This is a genomic window from Amycolatopsis sp. NPDC039088 (assembly GCF_055598845.1).
On record NZ_JBVKAE010000018.1, the window covers coordinates 112,053 to 129,559 of the forward strand.

The 17,507-nt window shown below is 68.2% G+C and carries 18 protein-coding genes; 9 read left to right on the top strand and 9 right to left on the bottom strand.

The features are described from left to right. Positions 1-91: 91 nt before the first annotated feature. Both ACZ7KI_RS23430 and ACZ7KI_RS23435 read right to left on the bottom strand, forming a co-directional pair. On the bottom strand, positions 92-1,603 hold the full coding sequence (locus ACZ7KI_RS23430; protein WP_470275227.1) for a cytochrome ubiquinol oxidase subunit I: 1,512 nt from the start codon (positions 1,601-1,603) through the stop codon (positions 92-94). A gap of 81 nt (positions 1,604-1,684) precedes the next feature. After that, on the bottom strand, positions 1,685-2,638 hold the full coding sequence (locus ACZ7KI_RS23435; protein WP_470275228.1) for a S41 family peptidase: 954 nt from the start codon (positions 2,636-2,638) through the stop codon (positions 1,685-1,687). A gap of 185 nt (positions 2,639-2,823) precedes the next feature. On the opposite strand from ACZ7KI_RS23435, the gene ACZ7KI_RS23440 reads away from it, so the two are divergent. Further along, positions 2,824-3,411, top strand: coding sequence for a TMEM165/GDT1 family protein (locus tag ACZ7KI_RS23440; RefSeq protein ID WP_470275279.1), 588 nt, complete (start codon positions 2,824-2,826; stop codon positions 3,409-3,411). Between the two features lie 88 nt (positions 3,412-3,499). Continuing rightward, positions 3,500-4,171, top strand: a complete 672-nt coding sequence (locus ACZ7KI_RS23445) for a DUF998 domain-containing protein (protein ID WP_470275229.1) — start codon at positions 3,500-3,502, stop codon at positions 4,169-4,171. 4 nt (positions 4,172-4,175) lie between these two features. On the opposite strand, the gene ACZ7KI_RS23450 is transcribed toward ACZ7KI_RS23445, so the two are convergent. Together ACZ7KI_RS23450 and ACZ7KI_RS23455 are read right to left on the bottom strand one after the other, a co-directional pair. Beyond that, positions 4,176-4,814, bottom strand: a complete 639-nt coding sequence (locus tag ACZ7KI_RS23450) for an IclR family transcriptional regulator (protein ID WP_470275230.1) — start codon at positions 4,812-4,814, stop codon at positions 4,176-4,178. After that, positions 4,811-5,665, bottom strand: a complete 855-nt coding sequence (locus ACZ7KI_RS23455) for a hypothetical protein (protein ID WP_074038226.1) — start codon at positions 5,663-5,665, stop codon at positions 4,811-4,813. Before ACZ7KI_RS23455 ends, ACZ7KI_RS23450 begins: the two co-directional genes overlap by 4 nt. A gap of 85 nt (positions 5,666-5,750) precedes the next feature. On the opposite strand from ACZ7KI_RS23455, the gene ACZ7KI_RS23460 reads away from it, so the two are divergent. The 3 genes from ACZ7KI_RS23460 (at position 5,751) to ACZ7KI_RS23470 (ending at position 9,661) form a co-directional block, all read left to right on the top strand. Then, a complete protein-coding gene (locus ACZ7KI_RS23460) occupies positions 5,751-6,926 on the top strand; it encodes a homogentisate 1,2-dioxygenase domain-containing protein (protein WP_465459520.1) in 1,176 nt (391 codons plus the stop codon). A gap of 165 nt (positions 6,927-7,091) precedes the next feature. Next, on the top strand, positions 7,092-8,909 hold the full coding sequence (locus ACZ7KI_RS23465) for a substrate-binding and vWA domain-containing protein (RefSeq protein WP_470275231.1): 1,818 nt from the start codon (positions 7,092-7,094) through the stop codon (positions 8,907-8,909). A gap of 11 nt (positions 8,910-8,920) precedes the next feature. Continuing rightward, positions 8,921-9,661 carry a hypothetical protein gene (locus ACZ7KI_RS23470; protein ID WP_470275232.1) on the top strand — a complete coding sequence of 247 codons (741 nt, stop codon included), beginning with the start codon at positions 8,921-8,923 and terminating at the stop codon, positions 9,659-9,661. On the opposite strand, the gene ACZ7KI_RS23475 is transcribed toward ACZ7KI_RS23470, so the two are convergent. After that, entirely contained in the window at positions 9,654-10,724 is a 1,071-nt protein-coding gene (locus ACZ7KI_RS23475; protein WP_470275233.1) for a hypothetical protein, read from the bottom strand. The genes ACZ7KI_RS23470 and ACZ7KI_RS23475 overlap by 8 nt on opposite strands. A 50-nt stretch (positions 10,725-10,774) precedes the next feature. Next, positions 10,775-11,782, bottom strand: a complete 1,008-nt coding sequence (locus ACZ7KI_RS23480) for a hypothetical protein (protein ID WP_470275234.1) — start codon at positions 11,780-11,782, stop codon at positions 10,775-10,777. Positions 11,783-11,877: 95 nt separating this feature from the next. Here ACZ7KI_RS23480 and ACZ7KI_RS23485 point away from each other — a divergent pair, with 95 nt between their 5' ends. Continuing rightward, positions 11,878-12,669, top strand: coding sequence for a DUF2470 domain-containing protein (locus ACZ7KI_RS23485; protein WP_470275235.1), 792 nt, complete (start codon positions 11,878-11,880; stop codon positions 12,667-12,669). Here the strand turns inward: ACZ7KI_RS23485 and ACZ7KI_RS23490 are convergent. Continuing rightward, complete coding sequence (locus ACZ7KI_RS23490; protein WP_465459525.1) at positions 12,666-13,127, bottom strand: PPOX class F420-dependent oxidoreductase; 462 nt, start codon at positions 13,125-13,127, stop codon at positions 12,666-12,668. The genes ACZ7KI_RS23485 and ACZ7KI_RS23490 overlap by 4 nt on opposite strands. Positions 13,128-13,150: 23 nt before the next feature. Here ACZ7KI_RS23490 and ACZ7KI_RS23495 point away from each other — a divergent pair, with 23 nt between their 5' ends. The 3 genes from ACZ7KI_RS23495 to ACZ7KI_RS23505 all read left to right on the top strand — a co-directional run bounded on the left by ACZ7KI_RS23495 (position 13,151) and on the right by ACZ7KI_RS23505 (position 15,881). Beyond that, positions 13,151-13,948, top strand: coding sequence for a CPBP family intramembrane glutamic endopeptidase (locus tag ACZ7KI_RS23495; protein ID WP_470275236.1), 798 nt, complete (start codon positions 13,151-13,153; stop codon positions 13,946-13,948). 13 nt (positions 13,949-13,961) lie between these two features. After that, positions 13,962-15,173: an arginine deiminase gene (locus tag ACZ7KI_RS23500; protein WP_470275237.1), complete on the top strand. Its 1,212-nt coding sequence runs from the start codon at positions 13,962-13,964 to the stop codon at positions 15,171-15,173. Positions 15,174-15,329: 156 nt separating this feature from the next. Next, a complete protein-coding gene (locus tag ACZ7KI_RS23505; protein WP_465500368.1) occupies positions 15,330-15,881 on the top strand; it encodes a ferritin in 552 nt (183 codons plus the stop codon). Between the two features lie 81 nt (positions 15,882-15,962). Here ACZ7KI_RS23505 and ACZ7KI_RS23510 read toward each other — a convergent pair whose 3' ends face one another. Together ACZ7KI_RS23510 and ACZ7KI_RS23515 are read right to left on the bottom strand one after the other, a co-directional pair. Next, positions 15,963-16,796, bottom strand: coding sequence for a hypothetical protein (locus tag ACZ7KI_RS23510; protein ID WP_470275238.1), 834 nt, complete (start codon positions 16,794-16,796; stop codon positions 15,963-15,965). Between the two features lie 2 nt (positions 16,797-16,798). Further along, complete coding sequence (locus ACZ7KI_RS23515) at positions 16,799-17,311, bottom strand: SigE family RNA polymerase sigma factor (protein WP_470275280.1); 513 nt, start codon at positions 17,309-17,311, stop codon at positions 16,799-16,801. Between the last annotated feature and the right edge of the window lie 196 nt (positions 17,312-17,507).

The following is a 17,507-nucleotide window of genomic DNA, read 5'->3' on the forward strand; positions in this document are numbered from 1 at the left end:
GTAACCCACCTGAGCGATACTCCCGATACGCTGGGTGCGGGGCCGTCCCCCGGGAAGGGCGGGGGGCTGGGTAGGTGACGTTAAGAGGCGATCAGTAGGCGAAGGCGAGTGCTTCATCATCGCTGTCACCGCCTTCGGAGTCGCCATTCTTGCTGGTAGAGGATGTTTTCTTGGGTGGCATGACGGCGTCGACACCGCCGCGCACGTACTTGCGGATCAGGTAGACCTCGACGACGCCGAGTACCGCGTAGACGGTCGTCAAAGCGATCAAAGACGTCCACACCTCGCCTGTGGACAACTTCGACACCGCGTTGGCGGTGAACATCCACACCCCGTCCACCCCGGTCGGGTTCGGCACCACCACGAACGGCTGACGCCCCATCTCGGTGAAGATCCAGCCGGCGCTGTTGCCGATGAACGGCGTCGCGATCCCGCCGAGCATGAGCCACGGGAACCACCGTTGTCCGGGGATCCGCCCCCGCCTGGTCAGCCACAGCGCGAGCAGCCCGATCCCCGCCGAAATCGCGCCGAAGCCGATCATCGCGCGGAAACCCCAGTAGGTCACCGGAAGGCTGGGCACGTAGTCGATCGGCTTGCCGGCGAGCGAGCCCAGCTGCGGGTCGTCCGGGTAGTTCGTCCCGTACTTCGCCTGGTACTCGGTCACCAGGTTCTCCACACCCTTGACCTCGGTCGAGAAGTCGTTGTGCGCCAAGAACGAGAGCAACGCAGGCACGTTGAACGTCTTGACGTCCTCGCAGTTCGCGTTCCGGACGTCGCCGATCGCGATGATCGAGAAGCTCGCCGGTTTCTCCGTGTGGCACAACGCTTCCGCCGACGCCATCTTCATCGGCTGCTGCTCGAACATCAGCTTGCCCTGCACGTCACCGGTAATCGCCAGCACCGCGAACGCCACCACGCCGACCCAGCCGCCGAGCCGCACCGAAGAACGCCACACCGCGCGGTGCTCGTCGTCCTCCGTACGCTTGCGCCACAACTGCCAGCCGGCGATCCCGACCAGGAACGCCGCCGCCACCGAGAAGGCGCCCGCGATCGTGTGCGGGATCGCGGCCAGCGCGGTGTTGTTCGTCAGCACCGCCCAGATCGAGTTCATCGTCGGCTTCCCGTCGACGAACTCGACGCCGACCGGATGCTGCATCCACGAGTTCGCGGCCAGGATGAAGTACGCGGACGCCACGGTCGCCAGGGAATACGCCCAGGCGCACGCCAGGTGGACCTTCTTCGGGAGCTTGTCCCAGCCGAAGATCCACAAGCCGAGGAAGGTCGACTCGACGAAGAACGCGACGAGCCCTTCCATCGCCAGCGGCGCCCCGAAAACGTCCCCGACGAACCGCGAGTACGCGCTCCAGTTCATCCCGAACTGGAACTCCTGGACGATGCCGGTGACCACGCCCATCGCGAAGTTGACCAGCAGGAGTTTCCCCCAGAACTTGGTCATCTTCAGATAGCGCTGCTCCCCTGTCCGGACCCACGCCGTCTGCATCCCGGCGACCAGTACCGAAAGCCCGATGGTCAGCGGGACCATCAGGAAGTGATAGACGGTGGTTATGCCGAACTGCCACCGAGCGAGATCGAGTACCTCCACGCCTCAAGCCTGCTCACCGCGAGGTGGGCCCGCCAGTTCAAGTGGTCCCGATCTCGCCGGGACGTAGGTCCCACGACCGGCTCAGCCGAGGCTCGCGAGCGTGAGGCGCGCCTCGTCGGCGACCTGCCGCCGCACCCCCGAATCCCCCAGTGTCAGCACGTGGGCCAGCGCCAACGCGTACGCGGTGTCGAACGCCGCCTCGACATCGACGGCGATATCGGGTTGGACGCCGACGCCTTCCCAGTTGGTCCCCGTGACCGGGTTCACGGCCCGTCCACCCGGGACGGTGACATCCAGGTGCGTGTCCACTTTGTACTGTCGACGCGGGTTCGCCCCGCCGCCGGTCACCGCGCCGACCGTTTTCGCCCGCCCCAGTTGCTGCAACGAGTAGCTCAGGTCCTCGGCGCCGGAGAACGTCGTCGGCCCGGTCAGTACCCACACCGGCTTGTCCGCGCCGAACTTGCGGCCCGGTACGTACGGCAGCGTCCAGAACTGGTTGGTCACGTCACCGTCGCGCAGATAGATGCTGTTGAAGTGCGTCGGCTCGTCGACCAGGTAGCTGATCAGCAAGGCGACCGCCATCGGATCCCCGCCCCGGTTCTCCCGGACGTCGACGATCAGCGCGTCGGTCGTCGCGAGCAGCGTCATCGCCGCGGCCAGCGCCTCACCGGCGATGTCCGCCCCGTAGAACAGCCTGGTCTCCAGGTAACCGACGTTCCCGGCCAGCCGACGCGCCGACGCGATGCCGTGACCGTTCAGTTCCGCCTCACGCCGGTACTCCTCGGGGTCGAACGACTCCCCGTCCACCTCGGGCAGCGGGTCGACGTGGTGCCGTAGCCGCAGGTGCTTGTCCCCGTTGACCGACTGCAGGTCCCGCGTCACCGCGATGGCGAACGCCTGGTCGTCGAGCCCGGCGTACGCGCCCTCACCCAGCCTCGCCTGCAGGAACACGGCCAGCTTCTCGGCGACGTCGGGGAAGACGTAGTGCTCCCGTAGCCGCCTGCACACCTCGTCGACACGCGCTCTTCCAGCCATGATCGAACGCTACCAGTGAAGCCTGAAAAAAGAATTCGGTTTACCGAAAACTCCTTTCCGCCCCGCCGCGAAATACAATTCGCTCACACATGCCGTGCAATTCGGAAAAGCCATCAGCTTGCCCTTTCCTGAATCGCTCCTTTATCGTTGCAGTGAAAGGGGTGGCAATCACCATGTCGAGTTCGATGTTGGCGCTCATCAGCGCTTTTGGCCTGGTACTGGCCGTGGAGCTGCCGGACAAGACACTGGTCGCGACCCTTGTTCTCACCACCCGTTTCCGGGCATGGCCGGTATTCGCCGGGGTCACCGCCGCGTTCGCCGTGCAATGCGCGATCGCCGCCACGTTCGGCAGCGTGCTCACTTTGCTGCCGGAGGCACTGGTCACCGCGATCGTCGCCGCGATGTTCGGCATCGGCGCGTACATGCTCCTTCGCGAAGGGTTCAAACCCGGCAAGGACGGCGGAGAGGACGCGTCGCGTTCCGGACCGAGTCCCGCGACCTTCTTCCGCTCCGCGCTGACGTCGTTCGGCGTGCTGTTCGCCGCCGAGTGGGGCGACGCCTCCCAGCTCGCGACAGCCAGCCTCACCGCCCGCTTCGGCAACCCGTTCGCGGTCGCGCTCGGTTCCTTCGTCGCGCTGGTCGCCGTCGCCGGTCTCGCCGTCTTCATCGGCGCCAAGGTCCGCAGCCGCATCCGCCCCAAGCTCATCCAGCGCGTGGCGGGGTTCGTCTTCGCCGGCTTCTCGCTGTTCGCGCTGACCCAGCTCGTCTTCTGAGGCGCACGGGGTTTTCACAGGTTGGCCAGGTAACCTTTCGGGAACGAAAAGGTGAACACCCGCCCCGACGTGCCTGGAGAACCCGCTTGTGACCTCGCCCAAGATCCTCGCGGCCCGTGCCGTCTCCCCGGTGCACGGCAGGCTCGCGATCTTCGGCATGGCCGTCGCCGTCGCCATTTCGATCGACCTGCACCTGCGGCTGTCCAGCCAGGTCAGCCCCATCTGGCAGACACTGTCCGAGTACGTCTACGGCTATCTCTCGCCCGGTTCGACGGCGGCGCCGCTGTTCGGCGCGATGTGCCTGGCGCTGGGCCTCGGTTCGCTCGCGTTGCTCGGCGGCATCGCGAAGGCGCATCGCACCGGTTACCGGTCCGTCCTCGTCCTGCTCGGGGTGTGGTGCGCCGGGCTGTTCGTCCTCGCGCTCGTCCCCGTCGACCCCGAGGGCCAGGCCCGTTCGCTGGCCGGGCAGATCCACAACTACGCCGCGCTGACGGCCTTCCTCGCGCTTCCCGCCGCCGCCTGGGTGCTGACCCGCCCAGGCCGGGCTCGCTGCCCGTGGGAGCCGCGCCGCACGACGATCCGGCGGCTCTCGGTGGCCAGTTTCGCCGCCGTGGTGATCGTGCTCGGCGGATTCGTCTGGACGATGCTCACCGGGCCGTCGCAGCAGCAGATCACGCTCGGCCTGTTCGAACGACTGCTGTTCGCGGTCGACCTCACGCTGCTGGCGACGATGGTGCGCCCGCTGCTCAGCGACCGCTGAGCAGCTACTCGGGCTGCTTCAGCACCTCGGCCAGCCGGACAGCCGCCGCGACGACCGCCGGACCCGCCACACCGGCGTCCAGTGGCTCCAGGGAGACGACGCCGACGCTGGCGCGCAGTCCCGGCACCCCGCGCACCGGCGCGGCGACACCGGACGCGCCTGCCTCCAGTTCACCGGTCGAGGTCACCCAGCCTTCGCCGCCGGGACGCAAGGTCATCGCCTTGCCCGCCGCGCCGGCCGACAGCGGATGGCGGGTGCCGACGCGGTAGGCGACGTGGAAGCTCGTCCATGAGGGCTCGACGACCGCGACGGCCTGCGCCTGATCGCCCTGCGCGACCGACAGGTGCGCCGTCGCGCCGACCTTCTCCGCCAGTTCGCGCAGCACGGGCCTGGCCGCCTCCCGCAGCTGCGGGAGGACCTGCCCGGCGAGCCGGAGCAGGCCGACGCCCAGCCGCACCTTGTTCCCGTCGCGCCACACCAGGCCGCGTTCGGACAGCGGGACGAGCAGCCGGTAGACGGCGGCACGGCTCGCGCCGATGGCGACGGCGAGTTCGGAGATCGTCGCCGCCTCACCACCGGCGTCCGCCACGGCCTGCAGCAGCGCCAGCCCTCTGTCCAGGGTCAGCGACCCTTCGCGAGTCACAACAACCCGAGTTCCCCGAGGTCGGCGACAGGCTCGTCGAAGGACGCCGCCGCGTAGGAGGCGAAGAGCCCGCGAACGGCCTTCGCGGCGGGGTCCGACAGGCCCTTGGCCTCGGCGGCCAGCGCGGCGCCGTCGGTCGACTCGAGCGCGGCGCGCACGTCTCCGCCGGAAAGGCAGCGCGCGGACGCCACGATCAGGTTCAGGAACCCGTGGTGGGTGAAACCGCTGGTTTCGTCGGTGTGCCGGACGGCGCGATGGAGGCTGTTCGTCGCCTTGAACGACGCCCCCGTCTCACCGCTGACCACCGACAGGAAGTCGGCGACCTCGTCGACGCTGGGGAAGTTCTCGCCCGCCTGGCCGCCGCAGCGGATCTTCGGCCAGCTGCCGTGCTCGATCACCTTCCGCACGCCGTCGAGCCAGCCGACACCGCGCCGCGGCTCGACCACCCGGATGACGTCTTCGGGGACGAACTCGGAGACGCGCTCCAGCCAGACCTCGTCGACGTCCGACGGCGCCGGCATCTCGACCATCCGCAGCGCGAGGATCTCGCTGCGCGATTCGACGATCGAAATCGCCTTCGGGACGCCGCCGAGACCGGTGTCGATGATCAGCGACAGCGGCAGCGGTTCCTTGGGTTTGATCTTGATCAGTTCGGTGATGAGCTCGGGCAGCCTCGACGCCTGGCACAGGAACACACCGAGGACGCCGGAGTGTTCACCGGACCTCGACGCGAAGTGCGCACGCAGCGCTTCGGGCATGGACGCCTCGCCGGGCGGGAACAACGCCGAGTCGTCGACGAGCCGCGCGAACAGGGGAGGGATTCCTCGGGGGCCGGGTGGCGTGAGTTCCACAGCGCTTGACACGACTGACACGCTAGTAGCGTACGACATCAGGACAAAATCGTTCGCACAACGGACACGTTCCGGGGAGAATCCGATGCCTTACTACCGGCAGGTAGGCGAGATCCCGCACAAGCGCCACACCGCGTTCCGCAAGCCCGACGGCGGCTTGTACGCCGAGGAACTGATGGGTGTCGAGGGGTTCTCGGCGGACTCCGCGTTGCTGTACCACCGCGGCCTGCCCACCGCGATCGTCGACGCCGTCGCGATCGAGGACGAGCGGGGGCCGATCAGCCCGAACCATCCGCTCAAGCCCCGCGCTTTCAAGACGCAGGACCTCAAGTTCGGCGACGCCGACGCGGTCACCGACCGGCGGCGGCTGTTCGGCAACGCCGACGTCACCATCGGTTTCGTCCACGCGACGCGTCCTTCGCCGCTGTACCGCAACGCTGCCGGTGACGAGCTCTTCTACGTGCAGGGCGGCAGCGCGACCGTCGAGACGATCTACGGCGCGCTGGAGGTCGGCGACGGTGACTACCTCGTCATCCCGACGTCGTGCACCTATCGCGTGCTCCCCCACGACGACGGCGGGGTCAAGCTGCTGACCATCGAGGCGCGCGGCCACATCGGCCCGCCGAAGCGGTACCTGTCGGCGAAGGGTCAGTTCCTGGAGCACTCGCCGTACTGCGAACGCGACATCCGCGGCCCGTCCGAACCGATGCTGGCCGAGGGCACCGACGTCGAGGTCCTCGTGCGGCACCGCGCCGGACTGACGCGCTACACCTACGCGACCCACCCGTTCGACGTCGTCGGCTGGGACGGCTGCCTGTATCCGTGGGTGTTCAACATCGACGATTTCGAGCCGATCACCGGCCGCGTGCACCAGCCGCCGCCCGTGCACCAGACCTTCGAAGGCCCCAACTTCGTCGTCTGCTCGTTCTGCCCGCGCAAGGTCGACTACCACCCCGAGTCGATCCCGGTGCCGTACAACCACGCGAACGTCGATTCCGACGAGCTGATGTTCTACGTCCGTGGGAACTACGAGGCGCGCAAGGGTTCCGGGATCGAGGTCGGCTCGCTTTCGCTGCACCCGTCCGGCTTCACCCACGGGCCGCAGCCCGGCGCGGCGGAGGCGTCGATCGGGGCCCAGTTCTTCGACGAGACCGCGGTCATGGTGGACACCTTCGCGCCGCTGGACCTCGGCGAGGCGGCCGACGCCTCGGAGGACCCCGGCTACGCGTGGACCTGGTCCGGCCGGGGCCCCGGCGCCTAGCGACTCATGCATTTAGTCCTCTAAATGCGCTGGGTACGCATTTAGAGGACTAAATGCGTCGCGTTGGCGGGATAAGTACCGCCACGGCCGCAACAGTTCGGCAACGCGGCCCCGGGCGGGGCGAAACCTCCGGATAATCGGTGTTCCCACCGCTGGAGGTTCTCCATGGTCGTGAATCCCGGTCAGTCACGCGGCGGCCGCAAGGTCCTGGCGTTCGTGGCCGCGGCGGTGGTCGCGATCGGGTTGATCATCGGACTGCGCGCGCTCACCAGCGATTCCGGCGAGGATCCGGCGGAAGCGAAATGCACGACCGGTGACGCGGTCAAGCTGCAGGTGTCCTCGTCGCCGGAGAAGGCGGGCGTGGTCACCGAGATCGCCAAGGGTTACAGCGGCCGTACGGTGGCCGGACGCTGCGTCGACGTCCTCGTGCAGTCGAAGTCCTCCGGTACCGCGATGCAGGCGCTGTCCCGCGGCTGGAACGAGGCGGTGGACGGCCCGCGTCCGGACGTCTGGACGCCTGCCGCGTCGGGCTGGGTGAACCTGCTGCGCCAGCAACTCACCGGCACCGACCATCCCGCGCTGGTGCCCGAGGGCGACCCGGAGTCGGTCGCGAACGCGCCGCTGGTCGTCGCCATGCCGAAACCGATGGCCGAAGCGCTCGGCTGGCCGGGCAAGGGCATCGGCTGGAAGGATCTCGCCGCGCTCGCCACCGATCCGCAGGGCTGGGCGAAGTACGGACATCCGGAATGGGGCCGGTTCCGGCTGGGCAAGACGAACCCGAACATCTCCACCTCCGGTCTCAACGCCACGATCGGCGCCTACTACGCGGCGACGGGCACCTCTTCGGACCTCACCGCGAACGCGCTCGCCAAGCCGGAGGCGCGGACGTTCGTGCAGAACGTCGAGCAGGCCATCGTCCACTACGGCGACAACACGCTGACCTTCCTGACGAACCTGCAGAAGGCCGACGACCGCGGCGCCGCGTTGTCGTACATCTCGGCGGTGACGGTCGAGGAGAACTCGCTCGTCGGCTACAACCAGGGAAATCCGACCAACGATCCGGCGAAGCGCGGGCAGCACGCGCCGCCGAAGGTGCCGCTCGTCGGGATCTACCCGAGTGACGGCACGCTCAACTCCGATCACCCGTTCACCGTGCTGAACTGGGCCGACGACATCCGCAAGCAGGTCGCGGCGGACTTCCTCGCCCACCTTCGCGGCGCGGAGGCGCAGCAGAAGTTCAGCGACATCGGCTTCCGGACGTTCGACGGCAAGCCCGGCTCGCAGACCACTTCGGACAACGGCGCCCAGCCGGACGCGAAGCTCAACCTGATCCGGCCGCCGAGCCCGCCGGTGCTCGCCGAAGTCCTCAAGTCCTGGAAGGACCTGCGGAAGAAGGCGAACGTGCTGCTGGTCGTCGACGTCTCCGGGTCGATGAGCGACGGCGTCAGTGGGACCGGCAAGAACAAGATGGATCTCGCGAAACAGGCGGCCGTGGCGTCGTTGCCGCAGTTCAGCGACGCGGACAAGGTCGGGTTGTGGATGTTCTCGACGCGGCTGGACGGCGACAAGGACTACCTGGAGCTGCGGCCGGTGACGCCGATCGGCGGTGAGCCGGGCAGGCAGGAGCTGGCGTCGCGGCTGAACGGCCTGACCCCACAGAACGGGACCGGGCTCTACGATTCGTCGCTCGCGGCCTACGAGTTCATGAAGCAGCGGCTGGATCCGAACGCGATCAACGCCGTCGTCGTCCTCACCGACGGCCGGAACGAGGATCCGGGCGGGATCGACCTGCCCAACCTCGTCGGGCGGTTGCGGACCGAGGGCGGTGGCGAGGCAGTGCGGATGTTCACCATCGCCTACGGCGCCGACGCGGACTTCGGCATCCTCAAGGAAATCGCCGAGACGACGCAGGGCGTGGGGTACGACTCGTCCAAACCGGACTCGATCGACCAGGTCTTCACGTCCGTGATCTCGAATTTCTGAGATCCTCGGTCATGCGCTTCGTCCGTGAGCTAGCCGAACCGTGGGGACTGCTCCTCGCGGCGACGTCGGCGGGTGCGGCCTGGGCGGTGCAACTGCCGGTGGTCGCCGCGCTCGGCGTCGGCGTGACCGTGCTCGCCGCCCGTGCCGGCATCGCCGTCGCCTCCCGCGAGAAACCCGCGCCGGAGCCCGAGGAGCGGGTGCCGCCCGACGTCGAACCGGGCTCTCCCGAGGCGGAGTGGCTTCGGCGCGCCGAGGCGGCGGCCGCCGGGTTCGCGTCGATCTCCGATTCGCTGGACACCGGCCCGCTCGCCGACCGGGTCGCCGACATGGAACCGGTGGTCCGGGAAACCGTCGACACCCTCCGGCGCCTGGCCGGTCGTACGTCCGCCACCGGAAAAGCGCTCGCCCGGGTGGACGCGTCCGCGGTCGCCGCCGAGAAGGCAAGGCTGCGAAAGGAACTGAAGACCGCCGACGACGACATCCGCGGCGACCTGCTCCAGTCGCTCGAAGCCGTGCAGGCACAGGAAGACGTACACGCACGGCTTTCGAGCGCGCAGCGGAAACTGCTGGCACAGCTGCGATCCGGCGCGCTCGGCCTCGATGGCCTGGTCGCCAGGGCGGCCGAATTGTCGGCCGCCACCGGCGATTCGCTACTCGACACGACCACTATCGGCGAGCTGAGCGATCAGCTGGAAGGGATCCGGCGGGGCGTGGTCGAAACCGAAGAGGCGACGCGGCGTTCCCTCAGTTGAACCTGACGCGGCCGAGGACGGCGTGCCCGGGAACGCCGGCGAACGTGGTCGCGCCGCGGAAGGGTTCGCCGACGATCCACAGCCGCTGCGTGGCCCAGATGTTCGCGGCGAGCGCCGGGTCCACTTTGGACATGAAGGCGTCGCTCCACCGGCCGTCCGGCCACTGGATCCGGCAGCCGAAGGCCGCCAGCCCCGAGGCGCCGATGCGGGGCGGGGCGTGGGGGACCGCGACCAGCTCGGTCCACTTCCCCCGCGGCAGCGGCTTCAGCATCCCCTTGACCGCGTCGATTCCGATGATGAGAAGGACCAGCCAGTAGATGGCCATGATGACGAGTCCCGGTTCGAGCCGGGGACGGTCTTCGAGGAGCATGCCGACCTGTACCGCCACGAGGAGGCCGAGAGCACCCACTCCCACCGCCACCAAGGCGCGGAGCCCCCGGACGATCCGCTGCCGGTGCGCGATCAGGACGACATCCTCTTCGGGCGGGACGATCCGTTGGTCGCTTTCGTCCAGCCGCACCGCGTCGTCGGGCAGGGACGGCACCGCCTTCACTTGATGCGGCCAGAGCACTCCCGGCAGTTGCAGGAACCGGCGTCCCTCCTCGTCAGGGCCGAGCAGCCAGATCCGCCGCTGCGCACCGAGCTGGAGCCGGGCGGCTTCCGGCAATCGTGCCTCGGCATACCCGTCCTCGGTGTCCGGCAGTTTGAAGTACACCTTCGCCCCCACGGCGAACAGGCCCTCCGGCGGCAAGGACACTTCGGAAAAGGCTGACTTCCCCGCCAGTTCGGACAAGGCTTTCCACGGAGTCGACCGCCGGAGCCGCCAGACCACCGCGGGGATCACGAGCACCAGGACCGCGACCGCCGAGACGGCGGCCATCGTGAGGGCGGTGACTTCTCCACGCAGGGAAACGGTGGCGGCGCCGGGCGTGGCCAACGGGATGAGGAGCCAGAAGCCGCGGGCCCCGCGCATGCTCCCGAGCAGGGAATCGAAGACCGGCATCTCGATCGCCCGCTGCTCGCGAAGCGGTTCCAGTACGTGGACACGCGAAGTTTCGTGCATGACTCCCCCAACCCCCGGTTGCCGGTAGATCGCGGGGCTGGGAGGGTTCGTTACCGCCCGAACTTGACCGGCCCGAACACCGCGTGACCAGGCACTCCGGCCTTCGCGGTCTTCCCGGCCATCGGCACGTCGAGTACCCAGAGCCGTCCGGTGGCGGCGATGTTGGCGGCGAGCGAGGGATCGGAACCGCCCGCCAGCACCGAAACCTCGCGGCCGTCCGGCAAGACCGTCCGTCCCTTCAGGGTGACCATGCCGAAGAGGTTGACCGACGCCGGCCCGGCCACCACGAACAGCTCGGTCCATCGTGGTTCGGGCACCGGCCTGGACAGCACGAGCGCCGCGACGGCGAGGCCGATCGTCGCCAGTACGCAGAGAACCGCCAGGACCTGCGCGCCCAGCACGACGACGCTGCGGCGGTCCGGGAAATCGACGGCCACCCAGACCGCGAAAGCGCCCGCCACCAGGGCGAACCCGGCGGTGAGCAGGTAGTACGAGGCCAGCAGCCGTCGTTGCAGCGAAAGCATCCTTCCCGGCGAGACCGGCTCCGCACCCAACGGCGTCGAGCCCTTCGGCGGAGCTCCGTGGAACGAGCCGCGCCGGGCGGCGATGACGCCGGGAAGCATGACGAACCGGCCCAGCACCCACAGCCTTCGTTGGGCCGCGAGTTGCGCGCGAAGCGGGGCAGGCAGCCGTACGACCAGCCAGCGTCCGTCGAGCGGCACGCTCACCTTCGCACCGGCGACGACGGCGCCGTCGAGCCCGTTCACCAGGCGGAACGGGTTGTGGACGAGCTTCCGCATCGACAAGGATCCGGCCATCGCGAGTAAGCCGTAGTAGGCCGTCACCGGTGTCATGTAGACGAGGAGGAAGACCGGCACGGCGATTCCGAACCGGCCCGCGATCAGCAGGACGGCGCCCAGCACGACGAGCAGTCCGCTGGTGAAGGCCAGCGTGCCCGCGGTGACGGCCGAACGGTCGAGTGTGTTCACCAGGATCGGCATGTTCTTCGCCGGAATCCCTTCGGGTGGTTCGAGCACCCCGATTCTTCGGTCTTCCACCTGGTCAACCTATACGGATGAGTCGGAACGTGATCGAGGCTACTTCCGTTCGACGCGTAAATCAGGTTAGGCTCACCTAACTTAGGAGGTGAGCCGTGACCACACCCACGTCCATCCGCCGCCCGCCGGCGCCGAACCCCGCGGAACGCGCGAAGACGATCGCCACCCGCAACGGACCGGCGACGCTGACCCCGACCGCCGAACAGCGTGACCAGCCGGGACAGTACGGCCGCGTCATCCCCGTCCTGCACCACGTGCACACGAGCGGCAGCGTCAGCATCCTGCTGCCGGACGAGCACCACCTGGTGAAACGCTCGCACGAGGCCCAGCGCGGCGAGCTCGCGGTGATGGTGGAGCTGACCGACCAGGCCCCGGTCGACCTCCGCGAACCCGTCCGCGGGCTGCTGTGGATCACCGGCTGGCTCCGCCCGCTCTCCGAGGTCTCCGCCCGCGCCCGCGCGGTCACCATCGCCGAAACCCGGCCGGACGAGCGCCTGCTCGACGTCGGACACGGCCTGACGCTGCTGAGGCTGACCCCGGCGTCTCTGGTGCTCGCGGACGCCGAGGGCACGCACTCACTCCGGCCGCATATGTTCAGCGCCGCGCCGCCGGACCCGTTCCACGATTACGAGGCAGGCTGGCTGCGGCATCTGGAGACCGACCACGCGGACGTCGTCCAGCAGCTCGCCAAGCATGTCCCCACCGCACTGCGCGGCGGGCGGATCCGGCCGCTCGGGCTGGACCGCTACGGGCTGCGGTTGCGGGTCGAGGCGGAATCCGGCGACCACGACGTCCGGCTCGCGTTCTCGCGGCCGGTCGAAGGGCCGCCGCAGCTCGCGGCCGAGATCCGGCGCTTGATCGGCTGCCCGTTCTTTTCGGAGGGTTAGGCCAGCTCCGCCGGAAAGCCGCCCTTGGCGATCGGGCCCCAGGATTCGATGGTGACGCGGATGATGCTCTTACCCTGCTTCACCATCGCTTCGCGGTACTCGTCCCAGTCGGGATGCTCCCCCGAGATCGCGCGGAAGTAGTCGACCAGCGGCTCGACCGAGTCGGGGAGGTCGAGGACTTCGGCAGTGCCGTTCAGCTGCACCCACTGGTCGTTCCACTCGTCGGAGAGGACGCAGGCGGACACCTTCGGCTCACGTCGGATGTTGACGACCTTCGCGCGCTTCGGATACGTGGAGATGACCAGGCGGCCTTCGCCGTCGACACCGCAGGTCACCGGCGAGAGCTGCGGGCCGCCATCGGCCTTGGTGGTCATCAGGATGGCGCGGTGGCGGGTGGTCAGGAAGTCGACGAGCGCGGCACGGTCGACGGTTTCGTTGGTCGCGATGCTCCTTGGCATGACTCGACGGTAGCGTGCGGCGAATGAGCTGGCTGCGTCCCGAACGCCCGGCGCTGCCGGAATTCGTGGAGGATCCGGCGCGCCGCCGCGCGATCGTCATCGAACTGGTCGTCGTCTTCGGCATCACCCTCGGCCTGTCCGGGCTGCGGAGCCTGCTGTCCCTTGTGGACTCGCTGCTGCAGCCGGTTCCACTGGCGCAGCAGCAGGCGCAGCTCAACGCCCCCCAGGCGACGCTGAGCCTGGTCGACCTGCTCAAGCAACTGCTGAGCGCGGGCCAGCTGGTCGGCTGGGGCGCGCTCGGGCTGTACCTGTTGTGGCGTGGCGGGATGAAGCTCGCGGAGATCGGGCTCGACAAAAAGCGCCCCGGCCGTGACATCGCCACCGGTCTCCTGCTCGCCGCGGTGATCGGGATCCCGGGGCTGGGGCTGTACTTCCTCTCCTACAGCCTCGGGTTCAGCCTCTCGGTGCAACCGTCCACTTTGGGCGAGACGTGGTGGCGTCCGATCACGCTGACGTTGTCGGCGTTCGGGAACGCGTTCGCCGAAGAGGTACTCGTCGTCGCTTACCTGCTGACCCGGCTGCGGCAGCTCGGGCTGCGCGAGAACACCGCACTGGTCGCGTCGTCGGTCCTTCGCGGCTCTTATCACCTGTATCAGGGTTTCGGCGGTTTCGTCGGCAACGTCGTGATGGGCCTGGTGTTCGGCAGGCTGTGGCAGAAGACGAACCGGCTGTGGCCGCTGATCGCCGCGCACACCGCGCTCGACTTCGTCTCCTTCGTCGGATACGCGCTGCTCAAGGGGCGAGTTTCCTGGCTTCCCTAGCTACTGTGAACCGGTGATTGACGAGACGACTCCACCCCGAGTTGACAGCGAAGTCGGCCCCCTGCGTGCGGTGCTGCTGCACAGGCCCGGCAACGAGCTCAAAAGGCTCACGCCTCGCAACAACGACCAGCTTCTGTTCGATTCCATCCCCTGGGTGGACCGCGCGCAGGAGGAACACGACGCGTTCGCCGAGGTGCTCCGCGGCCGCGGTGTCGAGGTGCTCCTGCTGGCCGACGCGCTGCGCACGGCGCTCGGCGACACCCGTGCCCACGCCGCCGGCGTGCACGCGGCCGTCGACGAGCGTCGGCTCGGCGTCGACCTGGCCGATTCGCTGCGTTCCCATCTGTCGAGCGTCTCCCCCGAAGTGCTCGCCGAGGCGCTGATGGCGGGGATGACCTTCGAAGAACTGCCCGCCGCCGAGGGTGTCTCGCTGGTCCGGCTGATGAACCACCCGAACGACTTCGCCGTCGATCCGCTGCCGAACCTGCTGTTCACCCGTGACTCGTCGGCGTGGATCGGTGACCGCGTCGCGGTGTCCTCGCTCACCATGCCCGCCCGCGTCCGCGAGACCGCGGTACTGGACCTGATCTACGCCTACCACCCGTGGTTCCGCCACGCGTCGCGCGCGTACGGCGCGCATTCGGCGCCGATCGAGGGCGGTGACGTCATGCTGCTCTCGCCGGGCGTCCTGGCGATCGGGGTCGGCGAGCGGACCACCGCGGCCGGCGCGGAATCGCTGGCGCGGTCGGTGTTCGCCGACGGGATCGCGCATACCGTGCTCGCCGTCCCGATCGAGCAGACCCGCGCGACCATGCATCTGGACACCGTCTGCACGATGGTCGACGCCGACGCCGTCGTCATGTATCCGCTTTCCCGCGATTCGCTCACCGCATTCACCATGCGGCCGACCGACGACGGTTCCATGAAGGTGGAAGGACCGGCCCCGTTCCTCACCGCGGCCGCCGAAGCGATGGGAATCGACCGGCTTCGCGTCATCGACACCGGGCTCGATCCGGTCACCGCGGAACGCGAGCAATGGGACGACGGGAACAACACGCTCGCCCTCGCCCCCGGCGTCGTCGTCGGCTACGAACGCAACGTGGAAACCAATGCCAGGCTTGAGGAAGCGGGCATCGAGGTACTGGCCATCACCGGCTCCGAACTGGGCTCCGGCCGCGGTGGGCCGCGCTGCATGTCGTGCCCGATCCGCCGCGAAAGCATCTGAAACGGAAATTAAGTAAGCCTTCCCTAATTGTGTTCCATTGATTAGGGAAGGCTTACTTAATTGAGGTGGACCTAGTATTGGGAATACTAACCTAATAGGGGGTAGATCACCAGGTGAAAGTGGAAATCGAATAGCGGATCACGTATTGTCGAACGCATGGCCCTCATCAAGAAGCAACCGCGCTCGAAGTTCTATGAACTGCTGCAGGCGCAGATCCACAACGAGTTCAACGCCTCCCAGCAGTACATCGCGCTGGCGGTCTGGTTCGACGCCGAGGACCTGCCGCAGCTCGCGAAGCACTTCTACAAGCAGTCCGTCGAGGAGCGCAACCACGCGATGGCGCTGGTCCAGTACATGCTGGACACCGACCACCACGTGGAGATCCCCGGTACCGGCGACGTGCGCAACACCTTCTCCGACGTCACCGAGCTCATCGAGCTCGCGCTGCAGCAGGAGAAGGACGTGGCGACCGACATCCAGCAGCTGGCCAAGGCCGCCCGCGACGAAGAGGACTTCATCGGCGAGCAGTTCACGCAGTGGTTCCTCAAGGAGCAGGTCGAAGAGATCTCCCAGATGTCCACGCTGCTCAACATCGTCAAACGCGCCGACGGCAATCTGTTCGAGGTGGAGAACCACCTGCACCGCGAGTCCATCGGTGACAGCGGCGCCGACTCGGGGATGCCCCCGGTCGCGGGCGGGGCGCTCTGACGTACTGACCGCTCTCCCACCACACGGAAAACCCGGGCTCTCCCCCTTGGAGCAGCCCGGGTTTTTCGCGTTCGGGACGGCTCAGCTGAACTGGCAGCCCTGGTCGAGGCTGGTCAGCAGGATGCTGACGGCGGATCCGTCTTTGGACACGAAGATGCGGTACGCGCTCACCGCGCCGGCTGGCGCGACGTAGGCGGCGCCGTCCTTCGTACTGCCGGGATAGGCCGCGAGGATCTCCGCCTCGGTCGAGCCGACCCCGATCCCCTCCGGCGTGTGCACCGTGCCCGCCGGGTTGATGACGGTGATCCCGTCACCTTCGGTCAGCGAAACGGACGTCGGCCCCGGAACGGCGGATCCTTCCGCGTAGCCGTACGTGCAGGCTCCCCGGACCTCCTTCGTCCGAAGCGGCCCGACGGCGGCCTCGGCCTCGGACTCGCTCATCCCGAGCCGGAGCTTGCCGAAGCCGGTGGCGGTCAGCAGCGCGCCCGTGGTCACCTTGCCCTGCGCGGGTGGCTTCGTGGCCGCGGTGGTCTTCGGCGGCTTCGCGGGCCCATCGGCGGCCGTCGACGGCGGCGGCGCGGACACCTGGCTCGTCGGCGGCGCCGACGAGGACACCGGTGGTGCCGGGCTCGCCGGCCCCGGTGGCATCAGGCTCGGCGAAGACGCCCCCAAACTGAGCTGATCGCCGGGGAAGGACGCGCCGTTGTCCGTGTCGTGGACCGTGAAGACCGTGAGGCCGCCACCCAGCATGACCACCGCGGCGGCCATCCCGGTCGTCGTCTGCATCATCTGACGGCGACGGCGGCGACGCTTGGCGCCCGCCACGATCGTTTCGGGATTCAGCGTGGACGACGCGCCCAGCCGCTCGTCTGAGAACAGGTCGCGCAGCTTCTGCTGCACATCCTCCTCGGACATGTTCATCCCGCTTCCCTCCCTTCACCCTTGGGCTCGATCAACGCCAGTTTCGTACGCAACGACGAGATCGCCTTGCTCGCCTGGCTCTTCACGGTGCCCTGGCTGATGCCGAGCGAGTCCGCGATCTCCGCTTCGGACAGTCCCTCGTAGTAACGCAGGACCATCACCGCTCGTTGCCTCGGCGGCAGCGCCCGTAACGCCTGCCACAACGGCTCGTGCTCGAACGGGTCGGACTGGCTGTACGGCTGCGTGTCCGGCAGGTCGGCGACCAGGTTCTCGCGTTTGGTCCGGCGCCACCGGCTGACGTGCGCGTTGGCCATCGAACGGCGGATGTAGGCCATCGGATCGCCGGTCTTGTGCTGGACGTAGGACCAGCGGGAGCCGATCTTCTCCAGCACCGTCTGGACCAGGTCGGCGGCGTCGTGCGGATTCCCGGTGAGGGCGTGACCGTACCTCAGCAGACCCGGCAGGCTCGCCCGCACGAAGTCGCCGAAGTCGGTGAGCTCACCCGGCACGTCCCTCCCTCGGGTCTCGCCGGACACCCAGACATCCGTCCCCGAGATGACCGTCGCGGCAGCGGTCACCGTATCGCCTCCTCCCGGGGTCACTCGGCCAGGAATATCTGGCTCGCCTCTCTCGACACGCATGGCCGCCCCCGCAGGTTGTCTCTTACCGCGAACTAGTTCGAGAGACGCCCATACGGATGAGGAG